The 26,219-nt window shown below is 69.4% G+C and carries 27 protein-coding genes; 24 read left to right on the top strand and 3 right to left on the bottom strand.

Annotated features, from left to right (window positions below):
• Positions 1–23: 23 nt before the first annotated feature.
• Positions 24–839: a bifunctional hydroxymethylpyrimidine kinase/phosphomethylpyrimidine kinase gene (thiD, locus tag ACETK8_RS04835; RefSeq protein WP_374038385.1), complete on the top strand. Its 816-nt coding sequence runs from the start codon at positions 24–26 to the stop codon at positions 837–839.
• A gap of 4 nt (positions 840–843) precedes the next feature.
• Here the strand turns inward: thiD and ACETK8_RS04840 are convergent, their stop codons facing one another.
• Positions 844–1,023, bottom strand: coding sequence for a hypothetical protein (locus tag ACETK8_RS04840; RefSeq protein ID WP_374038386.1), 180 nt, complete (start codon positions 1,021–1,023; stop codon positions 844–846).
• A 111-nt stretch (positions 1,024–1,134) separates the two neighbouring features.
• Between ACETK8_RS04840 and ACETK8_RS04845 the strand changes: the two genes are divergently transcribed.
• The 5 genes from ACETK8_RS04845 to ACETK8_RS04865 all read left to right on the top strand — a co-directional run bounded on the left by ACETK8_RS04845 (position 1,135) and on the right by ACETK8_RS04865 (position 3,974).
• Positions 1,135–1,653 carry a nucleotidyltransferase family protein gene (locus tag ACETK8_RS04845; protein WP_374038387.1) on the top strand — a complete coding sequence of 173 codons (519 nt, stop codon included), beginning with the start codon at positions 1,135–1,137 and terminating at the stop codon, positions 1,651–1,653.
• Positions 1,654–1,718: 65 nt separating this feature from the next.
• The gene (locus ACETK8_RS04850; protein WP_374038388.1) at positions 1,719–2,300 is read left to right on the top strand and encodes a DUF3885 domain-containing protein; all 582 of its coding nucleotides are present in this window, start codon (positions 1,719–1,721) and stop codon (positions 2,298–2,300) included.
• A 49-nt stretch (positions 2,301–2,349) separates the two neighbouring features.
• On the top strand, positions 2,350–2,628 hold the full coding sequence (locus ACETK8_RS04855) for a nucleotidyltransferase family protein (protein ID WP_374038389.1): 279 nt from the start codon (positions 2,350–2,352) through the stop codon (positions 2,626–2,628).
• A complete protein-coding gene (locus tag ACETK8_RS04860; RefSeq protein ID WP_374038390.1) occupies positions 2,625–3,161 on the top strand; it encodes an AAA family ATPase in 537 nt (178 codons plus the stop codon). Before ACETK8_RS04855 ends, ACETK8_RS04860 begins: the two co-directional genes overlap by 4 nt.
• Before the next feature lie 9 nt (positions 3,162–3,170).
• On the top strand, positions 3,171–3,974 hold the full coding sequence (locus ACETK8_RS04865) for a PhzF family phenazine biosynthesis protein (RefSeq protein ID WP_374038391.1): 804 nt from the start codon (positions 3,171–3,173) through the stop codon (positions 3,972–3,974).
• A 64-nt stretch (positions 3,975–4,038) separates the two neighbouring features.
• Here ACETK8_RS04865 and ACETK8_RS04870 read toward each other — a convergent pair whose 3' ends face one another.
• Positions 4,039–4,401 carry a hypothetical protein gene (locus ACETK8_RS04870; protein WP_374039349.1) on the bottom strand — a complete coding sequence of 121 codons (363 nt, stop codon included), beginning with the start codon at positions 4,399–4,401 and terminating at the stop codon, positions 4,039–4,041.
• 201 nt (positions 4,402–4,602) lie between these two features.
• Between ACETK8_RS04870 and ACETK8_RS04875 the strand changes: the two genes are divergently transcribed.
• The 18 genes from ACETK8_RS04875 (at position 4,603) to ACETK8_RS04960 (ending at position 23,552) form a co-directional block, all read left to right on the top strand.
• Positions 4,603–4,899 carry a hypothetical protein gene (locus ACETK8_RS04875; protein ID WP_374038392.1) on the top strand — a complete coding sequence of 99 codons (297 nt, stop codon included), beginning with the start codon at positions 4,603–4,605 and terminating at the stop codon, positions 4,897–4,899.
• 15 nt (positions 4,900–4,914) lie between these two features.
• Positions 4,915–5,595: a response regulator transcription factor gene (locus ACETK8_RS04880; RefSeq protein ID WP_374038393.1), complete on the top strand. Its 681-nt coding sequence runs from the start codon at positions 4,915–4,917 to the stop codon at positions 5,593–5,595.
• Complete coding sequence (locus ACETK8_RS04885) at positions 5,592–7,031, top strand: sensor histidine kinase (RefSeq protein ID WP_374038394.1); 1,440 nt, start codon at positions 5,592–5,594, stop codon at positions 7,029–7,031. The genes ACETK8_RS04880 and ACETK8_RS04885 overlap by 4 nt, the downstream gene beginning before the upstream one ends.
• Positions 7,032–7,118: 87 nt before the next feature.
• On the top strand, positions 7,119–8,501 hold the full coding sequence (locus ACETK8_RS04890; RefSeq protein WP_374038395.1) for a hypothetical protein: 1,383 nt from the start codon (positions 7,119–7,121) through the stop codon (positions 8,499–8,501).
• 17 nt (positions 8,502–8,518) lie between these two features.
• Positions 8,519–9,331 carry a c-type cytochrome biogenesis protein CcmI gene (gene ccmI / locus ACETK8_RS04895; protein WP_374038396.1) on the top strand — a complete coding sequence of 271 codons (813 nt, stop codon included), beginning with the start codon at positions 8,519–8,521 and terminating at the stop codon, positions 9,329–9,331.
• 70 nt (positions 9,332–9,401) lie between these two features.
• The gene (gene ccmE, locus ACETK8_RS04900) at positions 9,402–9,887 is read left to right on the top strand and encodes a cytochrome c maturation protein CcmE (protein WP_374038397.1); all 486 of its coding nucleotides are present in this window, start codon (positions 9,402–9,404) and stop codon (positions 9,885–9,887) included.
• On the top strand, positions 9,884–11,971 hold the full coding sequence (locus ACETK8_RS04905) for a heme lyase CcmF/NrfE family subunit (RefSeq protein WP_374038398.1): 2,088 nt from the start codon (positions 9,884–9,886) through the stop codon (positions 11,969–11,971). The genes ccmE and ACETK8_RS04905 overlap by 4 nt, the downstream gene beginning before the upstream one ends.
• On the top strand, positions 11,971–12,531 hold the full coding sequence (locus ACETK8_RS04910; protein WP_374038399.1) for a cytochrome c-type biogenesis protein: 561 nt from the start codon (positions 11,971–11,973) through the stop codon (positions 12,529–12,531). The genes ACETK8_RS04905 and ACETK8_RS04910 overlap by 1 nt, the downstream gene beginning before the upstream one ends.
• 106 nt (positions 12,532–12,637) lie before the next feature.
• Positions 12,638–14,200 carry a trypsin-like peptidase domain-containing protein gene (locus ACETK8_RS04915; RefSeq protein WP_374038400.1) on the top strand — a complete coding sequence of 521 codons (1,563 nt, stop codon included), beginning with the start codon at positions 12,638–12,640 and terminating at the stop codon, positions 14,198–14,200.
• A 462-nt stretch (positions 14,201–14,662) separates the two neighbouring features.
• Positions 14,663–15,334, top strand: coding sequence for a response regulator transcription factor (locus tag ACETK8_RS04920; RefSeq protein WP_374038401.1), 672 nt, complete (start codon positions 14,663–14,665; stop codon positions 15,332–15,334).
• Positions 15,335–15,403: 69 nt separating this feature from the next.
• Complete coding sequence (locus ACETK8_RS04925; protein WP_374038402.1) at positions 15,404–15,799, top strand: endonuclease domain-containing protein; 396 nt, start codon at positions 15,404–15,406, stop codon at positions 15,797–15,799.
• A gap of 7 nt (positions 15,800–15,806) precedes the next feature.
• Positions 15,807–17,219 carry a sensor histidine kinase gene (locus ACETK8_RS04930; RefSeq protein ID WP_374038403.1) on the top strand — a complete coding sequence of 471 codons (1,413 nt, stop codon included), beginning with the start codon at positions 15,807–15,809 and terminating at the stop codon, positions 17,217–17,219.
• Positions 17,216–20,101: a bifunctional [glutamine synthetase] adenylyltransferase/[glutamine synthetase]-adenylyl-L-tyrosine phosphorylase gene (locus tag ACETK8_RS04935; RefSeq protein WP_374038404.1), complete on the top strand. Its 2,886-nt coding sequence runs from the start codon at positions 17,216–17,218 to the stop codon at positions 20,099–20,101. The genes ACETK8_RS04930 and ACETK8_RS04935 overlap by 4 nt, the downstream gene beginning before the upstream one ends.
• A gap of 59 nt (positions 20,102–20,160) precedes the next feature.
• Positions 20,161–20,829, top strand: coding sequence for an EF-hand domain-containing protein (locus ACETK8_RS04940; RefSeq protein WP_374038405.1), 669 nt, complete (start codon positions 20,161–20,163; stop codon positions 20,827–20,829).
• 76 nt (positions 20,830–20,905) lie between these two features.
• On the top strand, positions 20,906–21,487 hold the full coding sequence (locus ACETK8_RS04945; RefSeq protein ID WP_374038406.1) for an RNA polymerase sigma factor: 582 nt from the start codon (positions 20,906–20,908) through the stop codon (positions 21,485–21,487).
• Positions 21,484–21,915, top strand: coding sequence for a hypothetical protein (locus ACETK8_RS04950; RefSeq protein ID WP_374038407.1), 432 nt, complete (start codon positions 21,484–21,486; stop codon positions 21,913–21,915). The genes ACETK8_RS04945 and ACETK8_RS04950 overlap by 4 nt, the downstream gene beginning before the upstream one ends.
• On the top strand, positions 21,912–22,427 hold the full coding sequence (locus tag ACETK8_RS04955) for a periplasmic heavy metal sensor (RefSeq protein WP_374038408.1): 516 nt from the start codon (positions 21,912–21,914) through the stop codon (positions 22,425–22,427). Before ACETK8_RS04950 ends, ACETK8_RS04955 begins: the two co-directional genes overlap by 4 nt.
• Positions 22,428–22,625: 198 nt before the next feature.
• Entirely contained in the window at positions 22,626–23,552 is a 927-nt protein-coding gene (locus tag ACETK8_RS04960; protein ID WP_374038409.1) for a hypothetical protein, read from the top strand.
• Here ACETK8_RS04960 and ACETK8_RS04965 read toward each other — a convergent pair whose 3' ends face one another.
• Positions 23,553–25,913: a PAS domain-containing sensor histidine kinase gene (locus ACETK8_RS04965; protein ID WP_374038410.1), complete on the bottom strand. Its 2,361-nt coding sequence runs from the start codon at positions 25,911–25,913 to the stop codon at positions 23,553–23,555.
• Between the last annotated feature and the right edge of the window lie 306 nt (positions 25,914–26,219).

Below are 26,219 nucleotides of genomic sequence, written 5' to 3' on the forward strand. Positions count from 1 at the left end.
GGCGCGGCGCCGCATCCAGCGGCATGACTTCGAGCGAAACGAACGCGCGTGGCCGCGTCCTCGTCCTGGCCGGTTCCGATTCCGGCGGCGGGGCGGGGATCCAGGCGGACATCAAGGCCGTGACGGCCATGGGAGGCTATGCGGCCACCTCGATCACGGCGATCACCATTCAGAACACCCTGGGCGTCCACGGCGTCCACCCCCTGCCGCTGGATGTGATCGAGGCCCAGGCGCGGGCGGTGCTGGATGATATCGGCGCCGACGCCATCAAGACCGGCATGCTGGGCTCGGTCGAGGTGGTGGAGCGGGTCGCGGCCATCCTCGATACGTCCGACGCCCCCGCCGTGGTCGATCCGGTCATGGTGGCGAAGGGGGGCGCGGCCTTGCTGGCCGATGATGCGGTGGCGGCCGTCCGCACCCTGATGATCCCGCGCGCGGCCCTGCTCACGCCCAATGCCCCGGAGGCCGAGGCGCTGACGGGGATGGAGGTCGTCGATCTGGACGGTCAGCGCAGGGCGGGCGCGGCCCTGCTGGAGATGGGCGCCAAGGCGGTGCTGATGAAGGGCGGCCATGTGGCGGGGGAGACGGTCGTCGACCTTCTCATCACCCCGACCGGCGAAACCCTGCTGGAGGGGCCGCGCATCGAGACGACCTCGACCCACGGCACCGGCTGCACCCTGGCCAGCGCCATCGCGGCGGGTCTGGCGCTGGGGCAGCCTCTGGAAGTCGCGGTGGCCGAGGCCTGGGCCTATGTGTCGGAGGCCATCCGCCGCGCGCCTGGTCTGGGCCGCGGCCATGGTCCGCTGGACCACGGCTGGCCGCTGAAGGACGCGCGGTGATCGCTCAGATCTGTTCGGTCACCCCGCCGCCGTCCGGTTCGTCCGGCTGGGGCGAGACCCGCAGCGGGTGGCCGTGGTTTTCCTCGCTGTGGATGTGGGCGGTGGCGGGCCGGTTGGTGCCGCGCAGCCGCTCCATGTCTTCGTCGCGGCCGTATCCGGGATCGCCGGGTTTGGGTTCGCTCATCGATGAGCTCCTTTCAGTCTCAGTGAAGCTTCAACGCACAGGGCCGGGGACCCGTTCATGAAAAATCTGGAAGCGCGACTGGTCGAGATCCTCCGGGCGGACGCGGATCTGATGCACGTCCTGACCACGGTGCGCGGGCTCGGCCTGACCGATTGGAGGGTCTTCTCCGGCGCCGTCTATCAGTCGGTGTGGAACGCCGTGACCGGGCGGCCCGCCGGCTACGGTCGCAAGGACTTCGACCTCGGATACTTCGACCCGGACACCTCCTGGGACGCCGAAGACGTCATCATCAAACGCGTCGCCGCCGCCTTCGAGGAGCCGTTCAGAACGGATGTCGAGGTGCGGAACCAGGCGCGCGTTCATTTATGGCATCCGGCGAAGTTCGGCGGTTCCTACTCGGCTCTGACCAACACGGATGAGGCCCTGACCCGGTTTGTCGCGCCTTGTTTTGCGGTTGGTGTGAGACTGGAAGAGGACGGCAAAATCACCGTGGCTGCGCCGTTTGGGCTGGAGGACGTGTTCAATCTGACCATTCGTCCGACACCTGACCGACCGCTCGCGAACGATTGGGATCGCATCATCGAGAAGGCGAAAGCACGTTGGCCTGAACTCAATGTCGTTCAGGTCTGATTGCGGACCAGCCCGAAGAACACAGCTTGAGTGACCTCGTTCGGCTGATTCGGTAGGATCACGGGATGAACCCGTTTCGACATGTCTGGTCGCGTTTTCACGAGGGGCTTTGGCCTGTCGGCTACAGGCTGACGAGTAGCGGGGCGGCTAACTGGGTTCGTTTTCACTCGCTCCCCGAATCGAAGCGATACGCCGACAATGACGATGAGCGTCGCGCCATTCTAGAACGCCAGAACTTGCTGGCTGCGGAGGTGCTGGGGTCAGACCCTTGCTGGTTGGTTCAGACGCACTGGATCACGCCTGCCGGGATGACTGATGTGGCCGACGCTCACGATCCCTTCGCCGCAACACGACAGTTCGATCTCAAACCCGCTTTCGAGTTTGCCGACGAGGATGACGACGAAGACCCCGTTGTGTGGCGAGTTCACGCGGGGCAGACCCGATGGACGGACGGTAGCTTTGACGAACTGCTCACCAGCATCGCCGAGGAACGGGCAGGCCCGACGTTGTGGGTGTCGGAAACGACCGGCTCGGTTTTCGCTCCCTACGATGGTGGCACCGACCTCTTCTTGGCCAAACCGGAAGAGGTCGCGTCGCTGAAGGCGAAGTATCGCGACTGGCTGTCCAGTCACCCGGCAGGCCTGTGACGGTTTCGGTCGGAGGGCGACCCCAAAAGGTCCGAACATACGAACAGAGTTGCGTGCCGATCTGGTTCCCGGCCATTTCGGCGAGCCCTACGACCCTATCGCCAACACCGACGAGGCGCTGGAGCGGTTCGTGGCGCCCTGTTTCGCCATCGGGGTCCGGCTGGAGGCGGACGACACGATCAGCGTCGCCGCGCCGTTGGGGCTGGAGGATCTGTTCGATCTGATCCTGCGACCCAATCCGAACCGGGGCGTTGCGAAGGACTGGCCCAATGTGGTCGAGAAGCGGCTGGCCCTGTGGCCCGAACTGACCGTGATCGAACCGGAATGAGCGAGCAGTTCGTCGTCCTGTCCGGCTGTTCCGGGGGCGGCAAGTCCAGTCTCCTGGCCGAGCTGGCGCGACGCGGCCATGCCGTCGTCGAGGAACCCGGACGGCGGATCGTGGCGGAGGAGATGCGGACCGGCGGGACCGCCCTGCCGTGGGTCGATCTGGAAGCCTTCGCACGGCGGGCGGTGAGGATGGCGCTCGCCGATCGGAACTCGGCGCCGGGCGAGGGGCTGGTCTTCTTCGATCGCGGTCTGGTCGATGCGGCGGTCGCGCTGGAACAGGCGACCGGCGAACCGGAGATCGAACGTCTGGGGCGGGCGCATCGCTATGGGCGGCAGGTCTTCCTGACCCCGCCCTGGCCGGAGATCTATGAGACCGATCCGGAACGACCGCATGGGTTCGACGAGGCGGTGGCGGAGTATGACCGGTTGGCCCGCGCCTACGACGCACTGGACTACGAGATCGTGATCCTGCCGAAGGTCGGTATCGTCGCACGGGCGGATTTCGTGGTGGCGGCTCTGGGCCTGTCCGCCTAAGCACGAACCATGCGCCATTGGACCGTCGACGCCTTCGCCGAACGCCCCTTCATGGGCAACCCCGCCGCCGTGCTTCAGCCGCTGGAGAGCTGGCCCGACGCCGGCTGGATGCAGGCCCTGGCGGCGGAGAACAATCACTCCGAGACCGCCTTCCTGAAGACGACCCGCGACGACGCCCGGTTCGAGCTGCGCTGGTTCACCCCGACGGTGGAGGTATCGCTGTGCGGTCACGCGACGCTGGCGGCGGCCCATGTGCTGTGGCGGGAGCTGGGGGTGGAGAGCCGCCGGCTGACCTTCGACACGGCCTCCGGCGTCCTGACCGTCGATCGGTTCGGCGAAGGCTATGAACTGAACTTCCCGGCCGATCCCCTGAAGCGGGTCGAGACGCCGAAGGGTCTGGCCGAGGCCCTGGGCGCCGAGCCGCTGGAGGTCTGGGCCAGCCGCTATCTGATCGCCGTCATGGCCGATGCGAAGACGGTGCGCGAGTTGAAGCCGAACATCCCGGCCCTGCTGGTCTTTGGCGAGGGCGCGATGGAATCGGGTCAGGTCATCGCGGCGGGCCTGTCGGATGAGGGCATCGATGTCGTCGACCGCTTCTTCGGCCCCGGCTGTGGCGTGGACGAGGACCCGGCCACGGGCTCGGCCCGGTGCGGTCTGGCGCCCCTGTTCGCGACCAAGCTGGGGCGGACCAACATCACCTTCGAACAGGCCTATCCGGGCCGGGGCGCGCGGTTCGAGACGGAGCTTCACGGCGACCGGGTGCTGATCCGGGGCAGTGCGGTGACGGTCATGAGCTCGGTCCTGCGCTTCTGATCCGCATACGGAAAAGGGCGCGACCCTTTCGGATCGCGCCCTTCTGTTCAGGAACGGCTGGCGGTTAGCGGCGACGGTTGTCGCGGTCGCGGCGCTCTTCGCGAATCTGCATCGACAGGCGGTCGAAGCGACGATCCAGGTCGTTGCGCTCCCAGGCCGTCAGGCCGCCGCGGCGATAGTTGGCCTCCAGACGCAGCAGGGCGTTGAACTCGCCGCGCAGACGGGTGGCTTCCCGGCGGCTCAGCTGGCCGGTGCGGACGCCGACGTCGATGCGGCGATCCAGGTTGGCCTGGCGCACGTTGATCGACTGCCAGCCGCCGTAGTTCTGATTGTAGCGCGGACGGTTGTTGTAGCTCTGGGCCGCGGCGGGGACGGCGGCCGCGGAGACCGACGCCAGGACGAGGGCGGGAACGAGCATCTTCTTCATCATCGGATCTCTCCATGTGATCTCCGCAACCGGGGATCGGCTGCGTTGATCGGAGAAAAGCGCACCGCCGCTGAGCCGAGCCTGAACAGGCCGGGCCAGGTTCCGTTCATCCGTTGCGAGAGGCCGGTTTCGCCCGAGGTTAAACCTCCCTAAGCTGCGTGTTCAGCCTCCGTTCAGAGCGTGGGGCGCAGAAGACGCTCCATGACCCGCCTGACCGCCATCCTGCTGTCCGCCCTGATCGCCGCCGCGCCGATGAGCGTTGCGAGCGCGCAGGATCGTGGCGGTCGCGGCGACCGGGACCGGGACCGCGATCGCGGCGGTCAGTCGTTCGAGCGCCAGGAACGCCGCATTTCGGAGGCCGAGGCCCAGGGCATCGCTCAGTCGCGGGCGCGGGGCGCACGCTTCGTCGGCTCGCTCGGCATGCGCGGCGATTCCTATGTCTTCCGCTTCGAGCGCGACGGTCAGATCATCGATATCTCCGTCAGTTCGCGCGGCTAAAGAGGGTACGAGACGATGCGGATTCTCCTGGTCGAAGACGACAAGGATCTGTCGCGCCAGCTGAAGCAAGCGCTGGGCGACGCCGGCTATGCGGTCGATCACGCCGCCGACGGGGAGGAGGCCCACTTCCTGGGCGACACCGAACCCTATGACGTGGTCGTGCTGGACCTCGGCCTGCCCAAGATCGACGGGGTGTCGGTGCTGGAGCGTTGGCGCCGGGACGGCAAGACGACGCCGGTCCTGATCCTGACGGCGCGCGGCGCCTGGTCGGACAAGGTCTCGGGCTTCGACGCCGGGGCCGACGACTACCTGACCAAGCCCTTCCATACGGAGGAGTTGCTGGCCCGTCTGCGCGCCCTGCTGCGTCGTTCGGCGGGCATCGCCTCGGCGACCCTGTCGTGCGGGGGCCTGCGTCTCGACCCGCGTGCGGCGCGGGCGACGGTGAACGGCGAGCCCCTGCGCCTGACCTCGCTGGAATACCGGCTGCTCCACTACATGATGATGCACCAGGGCCGGGTCATCAGCCGGACCGAGCTGGTCGAACACCTGTACGATCAGGACTTCGACCGCGACTCCAACACCATCGAGGTCTTCATCGGCCGCCTTCGCAAGAAGGTCGGGTCCGACCGGATCGAGACCGTGCGCGGCCTCGGCTATCGCCTGACGCCCCTGGCCGGCGAGTCCGAAGCCGCGTGAGCGACGCCCCGGCGGACGCACCAGAAGCCCGCAAGCCCTCCTGGGGCCGCTGGATCGGCCGTCCGGGCCACAGCCTGACGCGTCGCCTGATCTGGCTGGCCTCGGCCTGGATCGTGGTGGCCCTGATGCTGACCGGCTGGATGCTGACCAGCCAGTATCAGGAAAGCGCCCTGCGTCGCCTCGGCAACTCCCTGGGCGGGGTCATCGACGACGTGGTCATCGCCAGCGTGATGACGCCCGAGGGGCTGCAGGTCGCGGAGATCAAGGACGCCCCGACCCTGCGCGGTCTCAGCGGCAAATACTGGATGGTGGGGCGGGTCGATGCGGGCGGCGGGTTCGTCGTCCTGGCCCGGTCGCCGTCGCTGGCGGGCGAGAGCCTCTATGTCGATCCGCTGCTGCCCGGACGGTTGAAGGCGGCCATGGGCTCGACCCTCAGCTACAACGACCCCGGCATCCTGGCCGACGAGGTCCAGCCGCTGCGGATCGCGGCCAGCATGAAGTCGCTGAACGGCCAGCCCCTGGTCTTCATGGCCGGGATCGACCGGTCCGAGATCGAGGCCGATACGCGCCAGTTCGCGACCTTCACCTGGACGGCCCTGCTGATCCTGGGCATCGGCCTGGTCATCGCCGTCTTCCTGCAGGTCCAGATCGGCCTTCGCCCCCTGTTCGACCTGCGTGTCGAGATCGCCAATGTGCGAAAGGGCAAGGCGGCCCGGATCGAGAAATCCTATCCGGTCGAGATCCAGCCCCTGGCCGAACAGGTCAACCGCCTGCTGGACCATAATCAGGAGGCCGTGGATCGCCAGCGCACCCACGTCGGCAACCTGGCCCATGCGCTCAAGACGCCGCTGTCGGTCATGCTGGCGGAAGCCGGCAGCGACGCCGGCCCCCTGGCCGAGATCGTCCGGCGTCAATCCGAGGTGATGAAGGGCCAGGTCGACCACCATCTGCGCCGCGCCCGCGCCGCCGCCCGCGCCGCCCATGGCCTGGGCGAAAAGACGCCTGTGGGGGAGGTCGTCGATGAGCTGGCCGTCATGCTGGAGCGCGTCTTCCAGTCCAAGGACGTGGAGATCGACTGGCGCGCGCCCGACGAACTGGCCTTCCTGGGCGAGCGGCAGGACCTGCAGGAGATCCTCGGCAATCTGATGGAGAACGCCTGCAAATGGTCGAAGCGTCGGGTGCGGGTCTCGGCCGGCGCCTCGGGCCTGGGTCAGATGATCGCCGTGGTCGAGGACGACGGTCCGGGCCTGCCCGCCGATCAGCGCGACGGCGCCCTGAAACGCGGCGCCCGGATGGACGAGACCGCGCCGGGCTCCGGGCTGGGCCTTGCCATCGTCGACGACCTGACCCGCGCCTACGGCGGGCGCATGACTTTGGCCGCCAGCAATCTGGGCGGGCTGAAGGTGGTGCTGGAACTGCCCGCCGCCGGGGCCTGAGCGGGGCCGATCCTCCGCTACCGGATTGTTAACCCTGGTCCTTCACTGTGACCGTCGGCAGCATGCCTGCGGTATACGGAGTGACGCATGGCCGAGCTTTCGGTCGCGCAACGTGCGGTGCTCGCCCAGATGCTGGAGCGTGTGCCCGATAGCGTGTTGAAGACCCTGTCGGGCGCGGTCGCCCAGATGCCCGGCGAACGCGCGGCCGCGCTCAGCATCATGCTGGCGGACGAGACCATCGACCGCCGCCGTCGCGCCATCGCCTTCGCGCCGCTCCTGCCCATGTTCCGGCGCCGTCCCGACGGCGTGGAGTCCGTCAGCTTCCCGCCCGGCGTCCTGCCGCGCCTGTGGAAGGCGGCCTCCAGCAAGGAGCCGGAGCTGCTCATCGTCCTGGATGACTATCGTCCGATCGAGGATAATCCGAAGATGCGGACGGTCGCCGACCGCATCTGCGTGGCCGCCGCCGGCGCGGTGCGCGACCAGCCCGACCTGATCTGGCCCCCGAACGGCGACGAGGCCGTGCGTCAGAAGGGGCTTCAGGAGCTGGCCCATTGTTTCGACCTGGCCGCCATGGCGCGTCGGGGCCTCCTGATCCTCCCGGACCTGATCCTGCGGCCCACCGGCGATCAACTGGCCGAGCTGCGTCTTCTGATCCGCGACAGCGCCGAGATCACGCCGGACGGCGGGCCGCGCATGCTGGAGATCTTCTTCGGCCATCTGGCCGACGCCTCCCTGATCCTGCGTCTGGTGGTCCATTCGTCGAATGCGGCGGCCAAGGAAGGCTTCCTGTCGGAATCGGAGATGGCCTGTTTCGTCAACCGGCTGATCCAGCAAGTGGAAGCGCGCGTCGCCCGCATCGCCACCCATCAGCCGGGCGCCAAGGCCGATCCCGGGCCGGGCGTGCGCGCCGACATCGCCTGGTGCGCCGAGACCTTGGGCGAACTCGACCTGACCCTTCAGCTCGACCCCGACGGCGCCTGGGGCAAACAGGCGCGAGAGGCGCGCGAGCGGATCAACGCCACCCTGTCCAAGACCCTGCGGACGCTGGACAAGGCGCTCGACCGGCTGATGCCGACGCGCGAGGCCAAGACCACGGGCCGGATGACCCGCCGCGTCGCCGATGTGGACGCCCCCGCCGCCTCGCTGGAAGAGGTGCAGGCGGTGATCGTCCTCCTGACCCTGCTCGGCGCCATTCGCACGGCGGCCCAGGTCTTCGGCTGCGAGACCCTGCGCCAGCAACTGGTCCAGTCGGTGACCGAGCGGGTCACGACCTGGGTCGATCAGGTCATCGAGGCCGTGAACGCCGGCGACGCCCCGGATCAGCGGAAATCGCTCGGCCAGATCGAGACCCTGGCCAAATGCCTGTTGCTGATCGAGGCGACCGATGCGGCCCGCACGATCCGCAGACGCGCCGCCGCCGCCGGAGCCCGCCCCGCGCTCGATGCGTCGCACTCGCCCCAGGCCGCCTGATCGGCTAAACGCCGCCCATGATCGTTTTCTGGACCCTGGCCGGGCTCGTCACGGCGATGGCGGGCCTTCTGGTTTTGAGCCTGGCGCGACGCGGCGCGGACCGCGAACAGCCCGTCGCCGACACGGGCGCGGCCGAACTCGCCGAACTGGACCGCCTCAAGGCGCGCGGCCTCCTGGACGAGGACGCCTTCGTCGCCGCCCGTGCGGAGGCCGGCCGCCGTCTGCTCGCCGGCGGACCGAAGGATGCGGCGCCGACCGTCGGCGGGCGCGACCGGATGCTGGTTCTGGCGGGACTGGTCGTGGCCGTGGCCGCGACGCTCGGCCTCTATTTCGTCATTGGCTCGCCGGGCCTGCCGGACCAGGCCTATGAGCGCCGCGTCGACGAATGGGCCGAAAGCCCCGAGACCCTGGACGCCGAACAGATCGCGGCCGTCCTGACCCGCGCCGCCAAGCGCGAGCCCGAGAACCGCACCGCCCTGACCATGCTGGGCGCCGCCCGGTTCGAGGCCGGCGACCCCATCGGCGCCGCCTCCGCCTTCCGTCAGGCCCTGAGGCTCGACGAAAACGACGCCACCAGCTGGGCCCGTCTCGGCGAAAGCCTCGTCCGTGCCTCGGATGGAGAGGTCGGCGTCGACGCCGAGGCCGCCTTCACCCGCGCCCTGTCGCTGGACCCGGATCAGCTGGGCGCCCGCTATTTCCTCGGCGAGGCGGCCCTGACGCGCGGCGACGTCGCCAAGGCCCGCGAGCTGTGGGGACCGCTGATCGCCGCCCTCGATCCGGCCGACCCGCGCCGGGTCGATCTGGTCACCCGTCTGGACGCGGCGGCATGACCCGTTGGATGCTGAAAGCACAGGCGCTATACGGCGCGACTTCTCCGTCCCCGGAACACGTCGTCCGCCCATGAGCTGGCTTCCCAAATCGCCGAAGGCGCGTCGCCGCCTGTGGGTCGTGGCCGCCGCCGCCCCCGTGCTGGCCCTCGCCGTCGGCCTGTCGCTGTGGGCCATGCAGGACAGCGTGACCTTCTTCTTCTCGCCGTCCGAAGCCACCGCAGAGGCCGCGCCCGCCGGCCGCATGATCCGTCTGGGCGGCCTGGTCGAGGCCGGTAGCGTCGAACACCACGGCGCCACCGTCGCCTTCACCGTCACCGACAACGCCGCGACCAGCCGCGTCGTCTACGAGGGCGACCTGCCCGACCTGTTCCGCGAAGGGCAGGGGATCGTCGCGCAAGGCAAGTTCGGTCCCGACCGCGTCTTCCACGCCGACAGCGTCCTGGCCAAGCACGACGAGACCTATATGCCGCGCGAAGTCGCCGACCGTCTGAAGGAAAAGGGCGAGTGGCGGCCTGAGGGCGCCCCGGCCCAGCCCGCGGATCAACGCACGCTATGATCGTCGAATTCGGCGCCTTCGCGCTGGTCCTCGCCCTGATGCTGTCGGTGCTCCAGACGGGGTTGGCGGCGGCCGGGCGGGTGCGTCGCAGTCCGCTTCTCGCAGGCGGCGCGGAAGGTGCGGCATTGGCGGCGGCCTTCGCCACGGCCCTGGCCTTCGGCGCCCTGATCTTCGCCTTCGCGACCTCGGACTTCTCGGTCTCCAACGTCGCGGCCAACAGCCACACCGACAAGCCGATGCTCTATAAGGTGGCCGCTGCCTGGGGCAGCCATGAGGGCTCGCTGGTCCTGTGGTGTCTGGTCATGACCGGCTTCGGCGCGGCCCTGACCCGCGCGCGCGGCCTGCCGTTCGGTCTGAAGACCTCGGCCGTGGGCGTGCAGGGCGGCTTGGGCGCCCTTTTCCTCGCCTTCGCCGTCTTCACGTCGAACCCCTTCGCCCGGATCGACCCGGCGCCGCTTCAGGGCGCGTCCCTGAACCCGCTGCTTCAGGATCCGGCCCTCGCGATCCATCCGCCCATGCTCTACGCGGGCTATGTCGGCTTCTCGGTGACCTTCTCGCTGGCCGTCGCCGCCCTGATCGAGGGCAGGGCCTTCTCCGGCTTCTGGCCCGCCTGGGGGCGCTGGATGAGGCCGTGGGCCCTGGCCAGCTGGGTCTTCCTGACCGCCGGCATCACGCTCGGCTCCTTCTGGGCCTATTATGAGCTCGGCTGGGGCGGCTGGTGGTTCTGGGACCCGGTCGAGAACGCCAGCTTCATGCCGTGGCTGGCCGGCGCGGCGCTTCTGCATTCGGCGGTGGTGACCGAGCGGCGCGGAGCGTTGGCGGGCTGGACCGTCTTCCTCGCCCTTCTGGCCTTCACCTTCTCCATGCTGGGCGCCTTCCTCGTCCGCTCCGGCGTCCTGACCTCGGTCCACGCCTTCGCCGTCGATCCGGAGCGGGGGCTGATGCTGCTCGGCATCCTCGCCTTCACGGCCGGATCGGCCTTCGCTCTCTTCGCCTGGCGCGCGCCCCAGCTGAAGGGCGGCGGTCTCTTCGCCCCGATCAGCCGCGAGGGGGCGCTGGTGCTCAACAACCTCTTCCTGACCGTGGCGGCGGTGACGGTGCTCCTCGGCACCCTCTATCCCCTGATCCTGGAGGCGGCGACCGGCGCGACCATCTCGGTCGGCCCGCCCTATTTCGCCCTGACTTTCGTCCCCCTGATGGTCGTGGCCTTCCTGATCCTGCCCGCCGGTCCGCTGCTGGCCTGGAAGCGCGGCGATGCGAAAGGGGCCATGCAGCGTCTCGCCGTCGCCGGAGGTCTGGCCATCGCCTGCGGCTTCATCGGCTGGCTGGCGTTCGAGCCGAAGAAGGCCCTTTCGGCGGCCGGCCTGGCCGTCGGCGCCTGGCTGATCCTCGGGGCGCTGGCCGAGGTCGTCGAACGGGTCCGCCTGTTCCGCGCCCCCCCATCCCGCGTTCATTTGGCCGAGGTCGGTCGTCGCCTGAAGGGCCTGCCGCTCGGCGCCTGGGGCATGACCCTGGCCCACGCAGGGTTGGGCCTCTTCGTCCTCGGCGCCGTGGTCGAGACAGGCTTCAAGACCGAGGCCGCCGCCCCCCTGCCCATCGGGGGCGAGGTCCACGCAGGACGCTGGGCGGTCAAACTGGACAAGGTCGAGATCGTCGAGGGTCCCAACTATCTGGCCGAGCGGGGCACCCTGACCGTCACCTCCACCGACGGCCGCGCCTTCCCGAAGACGGTCACCGCCGAGCGCCGCTTCTTCCCCGCCGGCGGCCAGACCACGACCGAAGTCGGTCTCGATTTCCGGGGACTGGACGACGTCTATGTCGTCATGGGCGAGCGTCGCATGACCCAGGACGGCCAACGGGCCTGGACGGTGCGGGTCTATGACAATCCCTGGGCGCGGTTGATCTTCCTGGGGTCGTTCGTGATGGCCCTGGGCGGGATGCTGTCCCTGTTCGACCGGCGGCTGAGGCTGGCGGTGGGCGGGAAGAAGAAGCGTCCTTCTCCCCTTGGGGGAGAAGGTGGCTCGCGCAGCGAGACGGATGAGGGGGCTCTGTCCGCGCGCTCGATTTCCGAGGCCGGTGTCTGATGGGGACGTCCCCCTCATCCGCCCTCCGGGCACCTTCTCCCCCGAGGGGAGAAGGGTTTGTCGCCCTCCTGCTCGCCCTCCTGCTCGCCGTCTCCACCCCGGCCCTGGCCCAGGAACCCGCCGCCCGTCCCGACGAGCCGCTCTCTTCCCCCGGCGCGGAGGCCCGCGCCCAGCGGCTGTTCACCGTCGTCCGCTGCGTCGTCTGCCAGCACGAATCCATCGCCGACAGCCCCGCCGGGATCGCCGGCGACATGCGCCGCCTGATCCGCGAGGAGATCGCCGCCGGCGCCACGGATCGACAGGTCCGCGACGACCTTGTCCGCCGTTACGGCGACTATGTCCTGTTCACCCCGCCGGTGCGGACCGGCACCTGGCTCCTGTGGTTCGGACCCGGCGTGCTGATCGTCCTGGGCGCCGCCGCCCTGTTCGTCTTCGCGCGCCGCAAGGCCGAAGAGACCGCGCCGCTTTCGCCTGACGAGGAGCGTCGGCTGGCCGATCTTCTCCAGTCTGAAACGGTTCGCCCTGATCCTGACGCATCCGCGTCTCACGACGGACGTTGAGGCGGATCATGCCTCACGAGCCCACGGTTGGCGAAAGCCGTTCGAGGGCTATATCACTGGGCGAAGCGGGTCCTTTCCGGGCCCATGAAGGATCGAAAAGACACCGATGCTGAAGCGCAAGGAATTCATCCTGGGGGCCGCCGTGGGCCTCGTGTTCGCGGCCGCCGCGACCGCCGGGGGCGTGATCGACTGGCCCGGCGCAAACGCCGCCGAACAGGTCGGGCGGGTCGTCCCGTCGGCCGGAGCCGCCGGACTGGCCTTCGCCCCGCCGCAGGGCGCGCCGCTCAGCTTCGCCGACATCTTCGACCAGGTGTCGCCGGCCGTGGTCCAGATCGACGTCGAGACCCCCATCGAACGCCCGCGCGGCGGCACGATCCAGATCCCCGGCTTCCCGCCCGGCTTCGGCTTCCAGGTCCCGCAGGGCCGGGGTCAGGGCCAGGATGACGGCGAGGACGCCCCGACCGCCCAGGGCGCCGGCTCCGGCTTCTTCATCTCGGCCGACGGCTACATCGTCACCAACAACCACGTCGTGGCCAACGCGACCAAGATCACGGTGAAACTGTCCGACGGGCGGTCCCTGCCCGGTCGCCTGATCGGTCGCGACGCAGACACCGACCTGGCCGTGGTCAAGGTCGAGGGCGCCGACTTCAAATTCGTCAGCTTCGAGGAACAGGCCGAGCCCCGCGTCGGCGACTGGGTCATCGCGGTCGGCAATCCCTTCGGCCTTGGGGGCACCGCCACGGCCGGCATCGTCTCGGCCCGCGCCCGCGACATCGGCGACGGCACGACGCCCTACACCGACTATCTGCAGATCGACGCCGCCATCAACCGGGGCAACTCGGGCGGCCCGACCTTCGACATCTACGGCCGCGTCATCGGCGTGAACTCGGCGATCTTCTCGCCGACCGGCGGCTCGGTCGGCATCGGCTTCGCCATTCCGGCCTCCATCGCCAAGTCGGTGACCGAGCGTCTGATGAGCGGCCGCGCCGTCGAGCGTGGCTATCTGGGGGCCCAGATCGGAACGGTTGATTCCGACGAAGTCCGTGGGTCCCTTGGATTGCCCGATGGTATCAAGGGTGCCTCTATCGAGTCGCTGACGCCGGGCGCTCCCGGACAAGAAGCTGGCTTGCGCGAGGGCGATGTCGTCACGGAGATCAACGGCAAGCCGGTCGAAAGCTCCACCGCCTTAACGCGCGCTGTCGGAGCCACCCGGCCCGGCGAGACCATGCGGTTGAACATCTTCCGTGACGGCCGCCGTCAGACGATCAACGTCCGCGCCGGAACGCGACCGGCGGATATCAATGCGAGCGTCCAGGGAAATGCGACGCCCGGGCCGGTTCCAGGCCAACCGGAGGCCTCGCGCGGCGAAACTATTCTAGGCATGACTGTCGGGTCCGTGCCAGCCTCGGCACGCGACGCCTATGGTCTGACGGGAGACCAAGGCGGCGTGCTCATCACCGACGTGGAGGCGCGATCACCGGCTGCGCGAGAAGGCGCTCGAGCGGGCATTTTGATCGAGCGGGTCAACTATACCCGCGTCAGCACCGTGGCGGAATTCCGCGCTGCCGTGGAGGCCGCGCGCGCCGCCGGACGTCCCAGCGTCCTTCTGGCCGTGCGGGCCCCCACGGGTCAGGAGGGTCGGATCATCGTGCCGTTTGCCACCGAGTGATCCAGACCCTGGATAGGCGCTGATTCACTCCTTAGCCGCCGATGGGCGAACATCGGCGGCGGACACGGGTACCAAGCTCACAAAAGCTCTCGATCTAGCGGAAAGCGCGAGTGTCGTATTTGAATGAAGTCTCTAGGTTGTGTCTCGTGAAATGCTGAGCTACCTTTCACCTGCTCGCTATTAGAGGTTATTGTGAAGCGCAAAATTCTTTCGTTTTCAGCGGCTTTTGCCATGGCAGTAGCAGCGTTGGCGGGTGCGGCTCCGGCGAGCGCAGATACGCTCACTTGGTGCACTACCGATGAATATGGTTACAAGCATTGCACGATCTGCAGTACTTTCGGTGGTTGTCAGGACGTCATTTTTCTTTGAGGGGGCATTCGCTCCTCTGACAAAGCCTTAACTGACGGGATCGCCGCCGATGCGCTAACATCGGCGGCGATTTTGATTCCGGAGGGCGGCCTTATGAAAATTCTCGTGGTCGAAGACGACGCCGAAGCCGCCCAGGCCATGGTGCGCGGCCTGACCGAGGCCGGTCACATCGCCAACCACGCCATCGACGGCGCCTATGGCCTCTTGGAAGCGCAGAAGGGCGACTACGACGTCTATGTCGTGGATCGGATGATGCCGCGCCTGGACGGCATCGGCATGGTCGAGACCCTTCGCAAGGATGGGGACCAGACGCCGGTCCTGTTCCTGTCCGCCATGGGTGAGGTCGAGGACCGGATCACGGGCCTGAAGGCCGGCGGCGACGACTATCTGGTCAAGCCCTACGCCTTCGCCGAGTTGATCGCCCGCGTCGAGGCCCTGTCGCGCCGTCGCGAGACGGGCGGTGTGCAGACGGTGCTCAAGGTCGGCGACCTGGAGATGAACCTGATCGGCCGCACCGTGCATCGGGGCGCCACCGAGATCGACCTGCAGCCGCGCGAGTTCCAACTGCTGGAGTTCCTGATGCGCCATGCCGGCCAGTCGGTGACCCGCACCATGCTGCTGGAGAAGGTGTGGGAGTACCATTTCGACCCCCAGACCAACGTCATCGACGTCCATATCAGCCGCCTGCGCTCCAAGATCGACAAGGGCTTCGACAAGGCGATGCTGCAGACGGTTCGCGGGGCCGGTTACCGATTGGAAGCGTAGCGAGAAGTTTCTCCCTCCCCCTCGGGGGAGGGTGGCCGCGAAGCGGCCGGGTGGGGAGGGCCAGGCGACATGGCGATCATCGCTCGGGCGCGCGAGATGCGGAAGGCGCTCACCCCTGCCGAAGCGCGTCTTTGGGTCGCTCTCAGAGCGCTGAGACCGGAAGGCCTGCACTTTCGCAGACAGGTTCCATTGCGCCGTTACTACCTCGACTTCTTTTGTTGGGCGCGCGGGGTGATCGTCGAGGTGGACGGGAGTTCACATCAAACGGAAGATCGTCAGCGTCAGGATCGTGTTCGAGACGCCGTTTTCGCCAGAGAGGGCCTGCTGACTTTGCGCTACGACAATCTGATGGTGCGAGATCGCCTGGAGGATGTGATCGACGAGGTGCGCGCGGCTTGCCTTGCCCGCCCCACCCGGTCTCCGCTGCGCTCCGACCACCCTCCCCCGCAGGGGGAGGGAGAATAGTTCGGCTATGAAACTCCCCTCCCTCTTCCGCCGCACGCCCTTCCGGCTGACGCTGCTGTTCCTGGCCTTGTTCGCGGCGGCGGCCAGCGCGATCCTGGCCTATGTCTATATCGCCTCGGCGGCGGAGGCTCAGGCCAAGGCCGAGGCGGACGTGCGCGGCGAGCTTCAGACCCTGATCGGCGTCTATGACAGCCGGGGGATCGACGCGCTGAACATGGCGGTCATCGACCGAACCCTGACGCGCAGCGCCTTCCTCTATCACCTGATGGAGCCGGACGGGACGTCCATCACCTCCAGCCTCAGCGTCTCGCCCTTTGATGAGCCGCCGGGGGACGCCGAGGCCTGGACCACCTTCACCATCACCGACACCGACCCCGACGGCCGCGTCATCCGGCCCCAGGTCCGCGCCGTCCAGGTCAAGCTGAAGGGCGGGGAGGGGCTGATCGTCGGCGAATCGCTGGGCGACACCGAGGCCTATCTGGGCCGCCTGACCCAAGCGCTGTGGATGGCCATGGGCATGGTCCTGCTGCTGGGTCTGGGCGGCGGTCTCCTGATCAGTCGAAACCTGGAAAAGTCCATGGGCCGGCTGAACGCCGTCGTCGGCGCGGTGCAGGATGGGGACCTGAAGGCGCGCGTCGCCGTGCGCGGCTCAGGCGACGAGCTGGACGAACTGGGCGTCGGCCTCAACGGGATGCTGGACCGGCTGGAGACCTCCATGGCCTCGATCCGTCACGCCGGCGACGCCATCGCCCACGACCTCAGATCGCCCCTCACCCGGATGCGGGCCAAGCTGGAAGTCGCGCTCATCGACGCCGAGGGCGGCCATATCGACGGGGTCGACGCGCTTCAGGTCGCGCTGGACGAGGCCGACACCCTGCTGAAGACCTTCAACACCGTCCTGGCCATCGCCCGTCTTCAGGCCGCCGCCGGGCGCGTGCCGGACGCCCAGGTCTTCGACGCCGCCGACCTCGCCGCCGACATGGCCGAGCTCTACGAACCCGCCGCCGAGGACAAGGGGCTGGACTTCTCCGCCGAGATCGAGCGCGGTCTGATGATCGAGGGGGCGCGGCCCTTCCTGGCTCAGGCCCTGGCCAACATCATCGACAACGCCATCAAATACACCCCCGTCGGCGGGGCGGTCATGCTGCGCGCCCGCAGGCGGTCGTCGGGCGAGGTCGAGTTCTCCGTCACCGACACCGGGCCGGGCGTGCCGGAGGAGGACCGCGGTCGCGTCATCGAGCGCTTCGTCCGCCTGGACAACAGCCGCACCGAGGCCGGATCGGGTCTGGGGCTGTCCCTGGTCGGCGCCGTCATGGAGGCCCATCTGGGCCGCATCCAGCTGGATGAAGGTCCCGGCGCCTATGGCGGCTCCGGACCGGGCCTCCGCGTCGCCCTGGTCCTGCCCCCGGCCGCCGAATGATCGACCTCAACCCCTGCGGCCCCGTCATCGACGTCGAGGCGGCCGAGCGCGCCCGCGAACGTCTGTCGTCCTCGGCGACCGAGGCCGGATGGGGCGCGACCCTGGACGCTGCCTGGCCGGCCCTGGCCCCCGTCTTCGCCGCCTCCCCCTATCTGTTCGGCCTCGCCCGGCGCTGGCCCGACATGCTGCGCGCCATTCTGGAGGAGGGGCCGCAGACGAGGCTGGACGCCGTCATCGCCTCGACCATCGCCCTGACCGGCGGGGCCGACGACATGCGCGCGCCCCTGCGCCGCCTGAAGGCCGAACTCCACCTCCTGACCGCGCTCGCCGACCTCGGCGGCCTCTGGGACCTCGATCGGGTCACGGGGGCGCTGAGCCGCTTCGCCGACGTCGCCTCCCGCGCCGCCCTGTCCGGCGTGGCCGAGGACCTGCGTCGCCGGGGCAAGCTCCTGACCGCCGCCGACGACACGCGCGGCCCCATCCCCGGCCTGTTCGGTCTGGCCATGGGCAAGCACGGCGCGAACGAACTCAACTACTCCTCCGACATCGACGTCAGCTTCTTCTTCGACCCCGACCGCCTGGCCCCCGTCCTCGCCGAGGGGGTGGAAGCGCAAGGCACGATGAACCGGGTGGCCCAGGGCGTCGCCAGCCTGCTCTCGGAGCGCACCGCCGACGGCTACGTCTTCCGCGTCGACCTGCGCCTGCGCCCCGACCCGTCCTCGACCCCGCCGGTCGTGGCCGTGCCCATGGCGCTCGACTACTACGAGGGCGTCGGCCAGAACTGGGAGCGCGCCGCCTTCATCAAGGCCCGCGCCATCTGCGGCGACTTCGACGCCGCCCGCGACTTCCTGAAGGATCTGGTCCCTTTCATCTGGCGGCGCAGCCTCGACTACCAGGCCGTCCTCGACATCCAGTCGATCAAGCGCCAGATCCATGTCCACAAGACCGGCGAGGGTCTGGAGGCGGCGGGCGCCAATCTGAAGCTCGGTCGCGGCGGCATCCGCGAGATCGAATTCTACGCCCAGACCCAGCAACTGATCCTCGGCGGCCGCGACCCGTCGCTGAGATCCTCCCGCACCATCGACGCCCTGAACGCCCTCGTCGCCAGGGGCCATCTGCCGACCGAGGTCGCCGCCGAACTGACCGCCTTCTACGTCGAGCTGCGCGGCCTGGAGCATCGCGTCCAGATGCTGGAAGACGAACAGACCCACATCCTGCCCGCCGACCCGGCCCGCCGCGCGGCCGTGGCGGCCCTGGCGGGAGAGGGCGATCTGGCCGCCTTCGACGCAGGGGTCGAACAGGTCCTGATCGGGGTCAATCGCCGCTACGGCGCCCTGTTCGAGGGGGAGGAGGAGCTGTCCTCGCCCTTCGGCAGCCTGGTCTTCACCGGCGTCGACAACGACCCCGAGACCCTGGCCACCCTGACCCGGATGGGCTTCTCCGACCCCGGCGCGGTCGCCGATACGATCCGCTCCTGGCACCACGGCCGCATCCCGGCGACAAGGTCCGCCAGAGGGCGCGAACTCTTCACCCGACTGGCCCCCCGCCTCCTGACGGCGCTCGCCCGCACCGGCGCGCCGGACGCCGCCTTCAAGCGGTTCTCGGTTTTCTTCGCCGGCCTGTCGGCAGGGGTTCAGGTCCAGGCCCTGTTCCTGAACCAGCCCGAACTGTTCGAGCGGATCGTCGGCGTCATGGCCTTCGCCCCGCGTCTGGCCCGCACGCTCGGCCGCTATCCGGCCGCGCTGGATTCCATGCTGGATGCCCGGTTCGAGACCGAGCTCGGGATCAACACCGGCCTGTTCGACCAGATGGCCGAGGAAGCGCAAGGCTCGGGCGATTTCGAAGGCGCCATGAACGCCGTCCGCCGCCTGCACCGCGAACAGGCCTTCCGCATCGGCATGCAGACCCTGACCGGCCGTGTGGGTCCCGAAGCCGCCGGCAAGGGCTTCACCAACCTGGCCGACGCCGTCATGCGGACGCTCGCTGCGGCGGCCCTGACCGAGACCGAACGTCTGGGCGGCGCCATGGCCGGGGCGGTGGCGGTGATCGCGCTCGGCAAGGCCGGCTCCGGGGAGATGACGGCCGGGTCCGACCTCGACCTGATGACCGTCTACGGCGCCCCGTCGGACGCCGCGTCGGCGACGAAAGGCTGGTCTCCCGACACCTTCTACGTCCGCTTCACCCAGCGGCTGATCTCGGCCCTGTCCGCTCACACGGCCGAGGGCGGCCTCTACGAGGTGGACATGCGGCTGCGCCCCTCCGGCTCCAAGGGGCCGGTGTCCGTGCCCCTGTCGGGCTTCGAGGTCTACTATGCGGGCGAGGCCGACACCTGGGAGTTCATGGCCCTGACCCGCGCCCGCGTCGCCTGGGCCAGCGATCCGGCCTTCGGGGCCCAGGTCACGGCGGCGATCGAGGCGGCGCTGCGTCGTCCCCGGCCCGGCGTGGACACCGCCGCCGACGTCCGCTCCATGCGCGACCTGATGGCCCGCGAACGCCCGGCCAAGGGCTTCTGGGACCTGAAGCTGATCCCCGGCGGTCTGGTGGACGCCGAGTTCGTGGGCCAGTTCCGACAGCTTCAGGCGGCCGGGCAGGGCGGGGCGCTCAGCGTCTCCATCCTCGACCAGCTGGCGAAGGATCCGGCCCTGAAGGAAACCTGGGTCCTGCATCAGGCCCTGGCCCAGCTTCTTGCCTGCGCCTTCGACGACAAGGGTGACCCTGAGGCCGAATCCGAGACCTTCCGCGCCCGTCTGGCCCAGGCGGCGGGCGAAAAGGACTTCCCCGCCCTGCGTCGTCGGCTGGAGACGGTCCGCGAAAAGGCGCGGAAGGCCTTCGAAAAAGCCTTGCCGCCCCGTCGCGACGGAACCTCCGACCTCGTCCGTTAGACCTCTCAAGACAGGGGTCTTGCGGCCGCATGCGCGGTCGCTTTCGGAGACGAACGAAGATGAGGAAAACCATTCTGGCCGCCGGCGTCGCCGCCTTGGCCGTTCTGACCGCCGGGTCCGCCCTGGCCCAACAGGCGCCGCAACCCGGCCAGCAGCGTGTCGCCCGGGCCGACGCCGACCGTGACGGCCGCGTCAGCCGGGCCGAGTTCGTGGACGCCCGCGTCGCCCGCCTGACCGCGCTGGACACGAACCGCGACGGCCAGATCAGCGTCGAGGAACGCCGCGCCGCCGGTCAGGCCCGCCGCGCCGAACGCGTCGCCAACCGCTTCGCCCGCCTGGACAAGGATGGTAACGGCGCCATCAGCCGCGAGGAATTCACCGCCCCGCGCGAAGCCCGCGCCGACCGCCCGCGTGAAGGCCGTCGCGCCGGCATGCAGGGTCAACGCGGTCCGCGCGCCCACTGGGCCGGAAATCGCGGTCATCGCGGCGGCTGGGGCGGTCATCGTGGTCCGCGCGCCGAGGGCGGCGTCGTGACCATCGCCGACGTCCAGACGCGTCTGACGACCCAGTTCGACCGGGTCGATGCGAACCGCGACGGTTTCATCACCGCCGAGGAACGCACCGCCGCCCGTCAGGCCGCGCGCGAGCAACGCGGCGAGCGTCGCGCCGAACGCATGGCCCATCGCGCCGCGCGTCAGCCGTCGCCTTCGGCCCCGGCTTCGGAGTAAGAGGGTGGGGACGGTCGAACTCACTTGGCCGTCCCGCCCGTTCGCCCGCGAGGCGGACCGTCCGGAAAGGGACCGCTTGGCCTCTGTCGTCGATCCCGACGAAGATCTGGTGCGCCGCGTCGGTCGCGGCGACCCGGCGGCCGTTCAGGCGCTGGTGGCGCGGAAACTCCCCCGCATGCTGGCCCTGGCCCAGCGGATGCTGGGCGACCCTGTCGAGGCCGAGGACGTGGCCCAGGAAGCCATGTTGCGCGCCTGGAAACAGGCCCCGCGCTGGGCGCCGGGAAAGGCCAAGTTCGACACCTGGCTGCACCGGGTGGCGCTGAACCTCTGCTATGACCGCCTGCGTCGGCGTCGAGAGGTTCCGACCGAGATTTCTCCGGACCGCCCCGACGAGGGACCGGCCCCGGACCGAGGCATCCTGGCGGCCCAATTGGGCGCCCAGGTGGACAGGGCGCTGGCCGCTCTGCCGCAGAGACAGCGCGAGGCCATTGTGCTGTGTCACTATCAGGAGCTGACCAATATCGAGGCCGCCGGCCTCATGTCGGTCAGTGTCGAGGCGCTGGAAAGTCTGCTGTCGCGGGGTCGCCGGACCCTTCGCCAGACCCTGGCGCATCTGGCCCCCGGCGCCGAGCCGGCGGCCGAAGGAGGACGAGGATGAGCACCGAACGCATGGATCTCGCGCGTTTCGGCGAACTGGCTGATGCGTTCGGCGGCGACCTTCGCCGCTGGCCCGAGGGTGAGCGCGACGCCGCGCGCGCCTTCGCCGACGCCAACCCCATCGAGGCCGAACGCGCCCTGTTCGACGCGCGCCAGACCGACGCCGCCCTCTTCGCCTCGGTCAATCCGGCCGTCTCCATGGCGCTTCGGGACCGCGTCCTGGCCTCGGCCACGATGAGGGCGCGCGCCGCCTGGCCGTCCCTTCGCAAGCTCCTGTGGATCGGCGGGGTCGGCTGGGCCGCCGCCGCCTGCGCCGGCGTCATGGTCGGCACGACCGTGAGCAGCCACCTGGCGACCCAGACCCAGGCCGACGCCGCCGTCGAGCAGGCCATGCTGGGCGGCTTCGACGAGACCGAGGTCCTGGGATGAAGTCGCGGACCCTGATCATCGTGCTGGGCGCCGCCCTGGCCGTTTCGGTGGCCGTGAACCTGTTCGCCGCCACCGCCGCCTGGACCGCCCTCAGCGGTCAACAGCGGATCGAGCAGCGCATGGACGGCAAGGGGCCGGACGATCAACGTCCCTCGACCCACGAACTGCTCGAGAGCCTGACGCCGGAAACGCGCGACCGGGTGCGTCAGGCCCTGCGCGCGGCCGGTCTCGCCGCCCGTCCGGACTTCCAGCAGGCCCGCGAACTGCGCCGTCAGGCTGTCGCCGCCGCCGCCGTCGAGCCTTACGATCAGGCCCGCGTAGCGGAACTGCTGAGCCAATCCCGCGCGGCCGAACGCAGCGGTCGCGAACGGCTGGAAGCCGAGGCCCTGACCATCCTGGGCGCCTTGACGCCCCCCGAGCGCGCCATCTTCTCCCGGATACTCAACAGCAAGCGAGGCGGCGGCGGGGGCGGTGGCGGCGATCACCGTCCGAGCGGGGACGCGCAGAAATAGGCGATCGCCCGCTCTTCGGGTCTAGCGTCGCGGTTGAAATCGTCGGACAAGCTCGCGGTTAGCAAGCAGCGCCGGGGGATCGATGCCGCGTTTCCGCATTCAGGAATGGATCTGGCTCGGCCTGATGGCCGTGGCTATCCTGGTCATGATCGGCGTGATCGTCGCGCCCTGGCTGTGACCGGTTGAGGCGCCTCGTCCATGTTCGCCGAGCTCTCCCTGATCCTGACTCTGACGGCCCAGTCGGTTCAGCCGACCGTCTCGGGCATGGAGATGCAGCGCCGTTTTGAGGCGGAACGCCTGACCCGCGCGGGCTTCCCGCCGATCCAGCCGCCGGGCGTCGCCTTCCGACGCGTCCTGCTGTTCGATCCCTATATGATGCTGGGCGTGCCGGGGCTGGAGCTGCGTCGCGACGCGACCGGGGCGGTCGATCTGATCGTCCAGTATCCGGAATGGCGGTCCGATCCGGTGAGGGTGGCGCCCGACCTCTGGGACACGATCGCCACCGACGCCGTCTTCGCACCCCGCGCGCCCGTGGTCAGGGAAAGGCCGGCGGGATCGCCGCCGCCGCCCGTCTGTCACGACTGGTCCGGCGTGGTCCAGGATGAAGCGGGTCGCACCGCCTCCTGGGGCGAATGCGGGGGCGAGCCCAGCCTCCCCCGGCAGATGACCGAGCGGATCGTCGCGGCGGCCATGACCACCCGGCCCGACTGCGCGCCCGACACGCCCTCTCCCCTCTTCGCCTTCCAGAGGTGTTTCGGCTTGAACGAGACCCTGGGCGATCCGGCGCTGGAGGCCGCCTTCGCGCCCCTGCGTCAGGCGTGGGGCGCCGTGCCGGGCGCCCAGGCTCTGGCCGCCGCGCGCCGCGCTCTTCAGGCTCCGGGGATGCGCCACGGTGACGTCGCCTGGTCCAACGCCCGCCAGGCCGTCGCGGCGGTCAAGGTCACCCAGGATCAGCGTCGCGACCTGTCCCAGCGTCTGGCCCGACTGTCGCTGGACGCCCGCACGGCCTCGCAGGGCGACCGCTACATCCTGACCAACACCCAGAGACATTGGGCCGAGTTCACCGCCGGCCAGGACCAGAACTACGCCGCCCTGCTGGAAGAGCTTCTGGCCGTGGAGCCCTGATCAGGCGGCCTTGGCCTGCTCCGCCGGGGCGCCCGGCCGTTTCATCGGGATGTCGAAGCTGACGGTGGTGCCGGCGCCGGGCTCGGACTCCATCAGCATTTCGCCCTGGTGCAGTTCGATCAGCGCCTTGGTCAGCGACAGGCCCAGACCCGTCCCTTGCGTCGTCTTGGAATGCTGGCCCTCGACCTGTTCGAACGGCTGGGCCAGACGCGCCAGGTCCTCGGCGGCGATGCCGATGCCGGTGTCCGTCACCGCGATCCGCACCCGGTCCGGCCCCAGACGCGACAGGCCCACGGTGATCTCCCCGCCCTCGGGCGTGAATTTCACCGCGTTGGAGATCAGGTTCAGCATCACCTGTTTCAGCCCGCGATAGTCGGCGTCGATCTCGGGCAGGTCCGGCGCCTGCAGCGTCAGGGTCAGGCCCGAGTCCTGCGCCTTGCCGCGCATCAGCCGGATCGCGTCCTCGCAGATCTCGATCAGCGACACCGGCTCGTAGTGCAGGGTCATCTTGCCCGCCTCGATCTTGGCCATGTCGAGGATGTCGTTGATCAGGCTCAGCAGATGCTGGCCGGACTTCAGGATGTCGGCGGCATAGCCCTTGTATTTGCTGTCGCCCAGCGGCCCGAACATCTCGCCGGCCATGATCTCCGAGAAGCCGTTGATGGCGTTCAGCGGGGTCCGAAGCTCGTGGGACATGTTGGCCAGGAACTCGGACTTGGCCTGGTTCGCCGCCTCGGCCCGGGTCATGGCGACCTCGTATTTGCGGGCGAGCAGGCTCAGCTTCTCCTGGCTGGTCTCCAACTGGTCGACCATGGTCCGCAGACTGTCGGCGGCGCGCTGGCGCTCCAGCTCCTGACGGCGGATGGCGGTCACGTCGGCGGCGGTGACCACGGTCCCCCCGTCGCCGGTGAAACGTTCCGACAGTTGCAGCACCCGCCCGTCGTACAGCTCCACCTCGCGGGCCCCCGCACGACCCTCGGCGGAGGGACGTTCCTCCTTGATGGCCAGGGCGGCGATGCGGTTCAGTTCGTCCTTCATCGAACCCTTGCGGACCGCCTCGTCGGCGAAGCCGAAGGCGTCCTTGAAGGCCTGGTTCCACAGGATCAGGCGACCGTGCTTGTCGAACAGGACGAAGGCGTCCGACACGCTCTCGATCCCGTCGCGCAGGCGGTTCTCGGCCGACTGGGCCTGGGCCTTGGCCCGGCGCGCCTCGGTGATGTCCAGGGCCACGCCCAGGATCATCGAGAACCCTTCCTCGCCCCGCGACCCGCGCGCCTGGCCCCGCGCGTCGATCCAGCGCGCCCCGCCGGTCGGGATGGGCACCGGGAAGGTCACCTCGAAGGCGCCGAAGGTCGCGGCTTGACGCAGGGCGTGCTCGACCAGTTCTCGATAGCGGGGCGCGATCTTCTCCATCACCGCCTCGGCGGGGACGGGACCGCCCTGAGGCAGACCCAGCAGTTCGGCCATGAAGTCCGAGACGGTGACCTCGCCCTCGTTCAGGTCCCATTCCCAGACGCCGCAACGCGCCGCCTCGACGGCGACGCGGAACCGGTGCTCGGTCTCGGCCCAGGCCCTGGACGCCCGCGACTGTCGCCAGCGTTGCAACAGGGCCAGGCCCAGCACCAGCACCCCCAGTCCCAGCGGCGCGATCAGCAGCCACAGGTCGCTGATGACGGCGGCGGCCCCGCTCACGTCCGGCCGCCAGGCGACGACGCTCAGTCCCGTATCGCCGACGGGAGACGCGGTCGCCTCCACCGCCTGTCCGGACTTGGGCTGACCCTCCAACGGCGTCTCCGAGGCGGTCATCGCCTCCAGCGTCAGACCCAGCCGGTCGTTCAAGGAGGCGTCGCCCGCCGCGATCACCCCCTCGGTCGGCGACACCACCAGGGTCCGCGCCCCGACGGGACCCTCGGTCGGGGTGCGCGCGACCACGCCCTCGGCCTCGACCGAGGTGGTCAGGACCGCCGTCCGGTCGTGCGAGGCGCGGGGGCCGGGCGAGACGGCGGCGGACAGAGGGCGGAAGGCGGCGGCCTCGGCGCCGGCCGCCGCGCTGGCCTCGCCCCCGGCGTTGACGACGGCGAAGCCGCTCTCGGGCGCCACGACGCGCGCGGCCTCCATTGCGTCCAGCGGCCGGCCGGGATTGGCGCGCAGGGCCTCGGCGGCGACGCTCAGCCCCATCCGCGCCCGCGCCAGTTTCGCATCCAGCTGCGCTGCGCCCAGATCGGAATCCCGCTTCAGCGCCTCGGCCCTCAGTACGGCCGCCTCGCGCGCCGGGCGGGTGCTCTCGCGCGCGAACATCACGACATAGATGGCCAGGCCCAGCGTCAGGACGAGCAGCAGAACCCGGCCCCATGTCGGCAAGCCTTCAGGCCGGTCTCCCGACCGCCTTCCAGGCTGCTGAATGCGGCGATCGGCGCCCCGCAAAATCTCTCTCCCGGACATGCTCGCGGCGTCCCGGCCGGGGCGGCAGGGTCAGGCGCTGGGCGATTCGACGACGCCTCGGAATCTAAGCTGCGTCGCGGAATCCTGTCGAGGTTTGGTTAATGAAACTTCACGGCCCTCGATCGGCTGAGGAGAGATCGCTACGCGATCTCGCAGAAGCCGTGAATCGAGGTCCTCTTTCATGTCTGGGGCCTGATCCGACCGGAAAACCGCATGACACTTTTC

Origin of the sequence: Brevundimonas staleyi (genome assembly GCF_041893865.1) — a bacterium.
GTDB lineage: Bacteria > Pseudomonadota > Alphaproteobacteria > Caulobacterales > Caulobacteraceae > Brevundimonas > Brevundimonas staleyi.

Bases quoted from the DNA above. Each gene is read 5' to 3' on its own strand.
- thiD (WP_374038385.1), top strand. From the start codon at position 24: ATGACTTCGAGCGAAACGAACGCGCGTGGCCGCGTCCTCGTCCTGGCC.
- ACETK8_RS04840 (WP_374038386.1), bottom strand. From the start codon at position 1,023: ATGAGCGAACCCAAACCCGGCGATCCCGGATACGGCCGCGACGAAGAC.
- ACETK8_RS04845 (WP_374038387.1), top strand. From the start codon at position 1,135: ATGCACGTCCTGACCACGGTGCGCGGGCTCGGCCTGACCGATTGGAGG.
- ACETK8_RS04850 (WP_374038388.1), top strand. From the start codon at position 1,719: ATGAACCCGTTTCGACATGTCTGGTCGCGTTTTCACGAGGGGCTTTGG.
- ACETK8_RS04860 (WP_374038390.1), top strand. From the start codon at position 2,625: ATGAGCGAGCAGTTCGTCGTCCTGTCCGGCTGTTCCGGGGGCGGCAAG.
- ACETK8_RS04865 (WP_374038391.1), top strand. From the start codon at position 3,171: ATGCGCCATTGGACCGTCGACGCCTTCGCCGAACGCCCCTTCATGGGC.
- ACETK8_RS04870 (WP_374039349.1), bottom strand. From the start codon at position 4,401: ATGAAGAAGATGCTCGTTCCCGCCCTCGTCCTGGCGTCGGTCTCCGCG.
- ACETK8_RS04875 (WP_374038392.1), top strand. From the start codon at position 4,603: ATGACCCGCCTGACCGCCATCCTGCTGTCCGCCCTGATCGCCGCCGCG.
- ACETK8_RS04880 (WP_374038393.1), top strand. From the start codon at position 4,915: ATGCGGATTCTCCTGGTCGAAGACGACAAGGATCTGTCGCGCCAGCTG.
- ACETK8_RS04890 (WP_374038395.1), top strand. From the start codon at position 7,119: ATGGCCGAGCTTTCGGTCGCGCAACGTGCGGTGCTCGCCCAGATGCTG.
- ccmI (WP_374038396.1), top strand. From the start codon at position 8,519: ATGATCGTTTTCTGGACCCTGGCCGGGCTCGTCACGGCGATGGCGGGC.
- ccmE (WP_374038397.1), top strand. From the start codon at position 9,402: ATGAGCTGGCTTCCCAAATCGCCGAAGGCGCGTCGCCGCCTGTGGGTC.
- ACETK8_RS04905 (WP_374038398.1), top strand. From the start codon at position 9,884: ATGATCGTCGAATTCGGCGCCTTCGCGCTGGTCCTCGCCCTGATGCTG.
- ACETK8_RS04910 (WP_374038399.1), top strand. From the start codon at position 11,971: ATGGGGACGTCCCCCTCATCCGCCCTCCGGGCACCTTCTCCCCCGAGG.
- ACETK8_RS04915 (WP_374038400.1), top strand. From the start codon at position 12,638: ATGCTGAAGCGCAAGGAATTCATCCTGGGGGCCGCCGTGGGCCTCGTG.
- ACETK8_RS04920 (WP_374038401.1), top strand. From the start codon at position 14,663: ATGAAAATTCTCGTGGTCGAAGACGACGCCGAAGCCGCCCAGGCCATG.
- ACETK8_RS04925 (WP_374038402.1), top strand. From the start codon at position 15,404: ATGGCGATCATCGCTCGGGCGCGCGAGATGCGGAAGGCGCTCACCCCT.
- ACETK8_RS04930 (WP_374038403.1), top strand. From the start codon at position 15,807: ATGAAACTCCCCTCCCTCTTCCGCCGCACGCCCTTCCGGCTGACGCTG.
- ACETK8_RS04935 (WP_374038404.1), top strand. From the start codon at position 17,216: ATGATCGACCTCAACCCCTGCGGCCCCGTCATCGACGTCGAGGCGGCC.
- ACETK8_RS04940 (WP_374038405.1), top strand. From the start codon at position 20,161: ATGAGGAAAACCATTCTGGCCGCCGGCGTCGCCGCCTTGGCCGTTCTG.
- ACETK8_RS04950 (WP_374038407.1), top strand. From the start codon at position 21,484: ATGAGCACCGAACGCATGGATCTCGCGCGTTTCGGCGAACTGGCTGAT.
- ACETK8_RS04955 (WP_374038408.1), top strand. From the start codon at position 21,912: ATGAAGTCGCGGACCCTGATCATCGTGCTGGGCGCCGCCCTGGCCGTT.
- ACETK8_RS04960 (WP_374038409.1), top strand. From the start codon at position 22,626: ATGTTCGCCGAGCTCTCCCTGATCCTGACTCTGACGGCCCAGTCGGTT.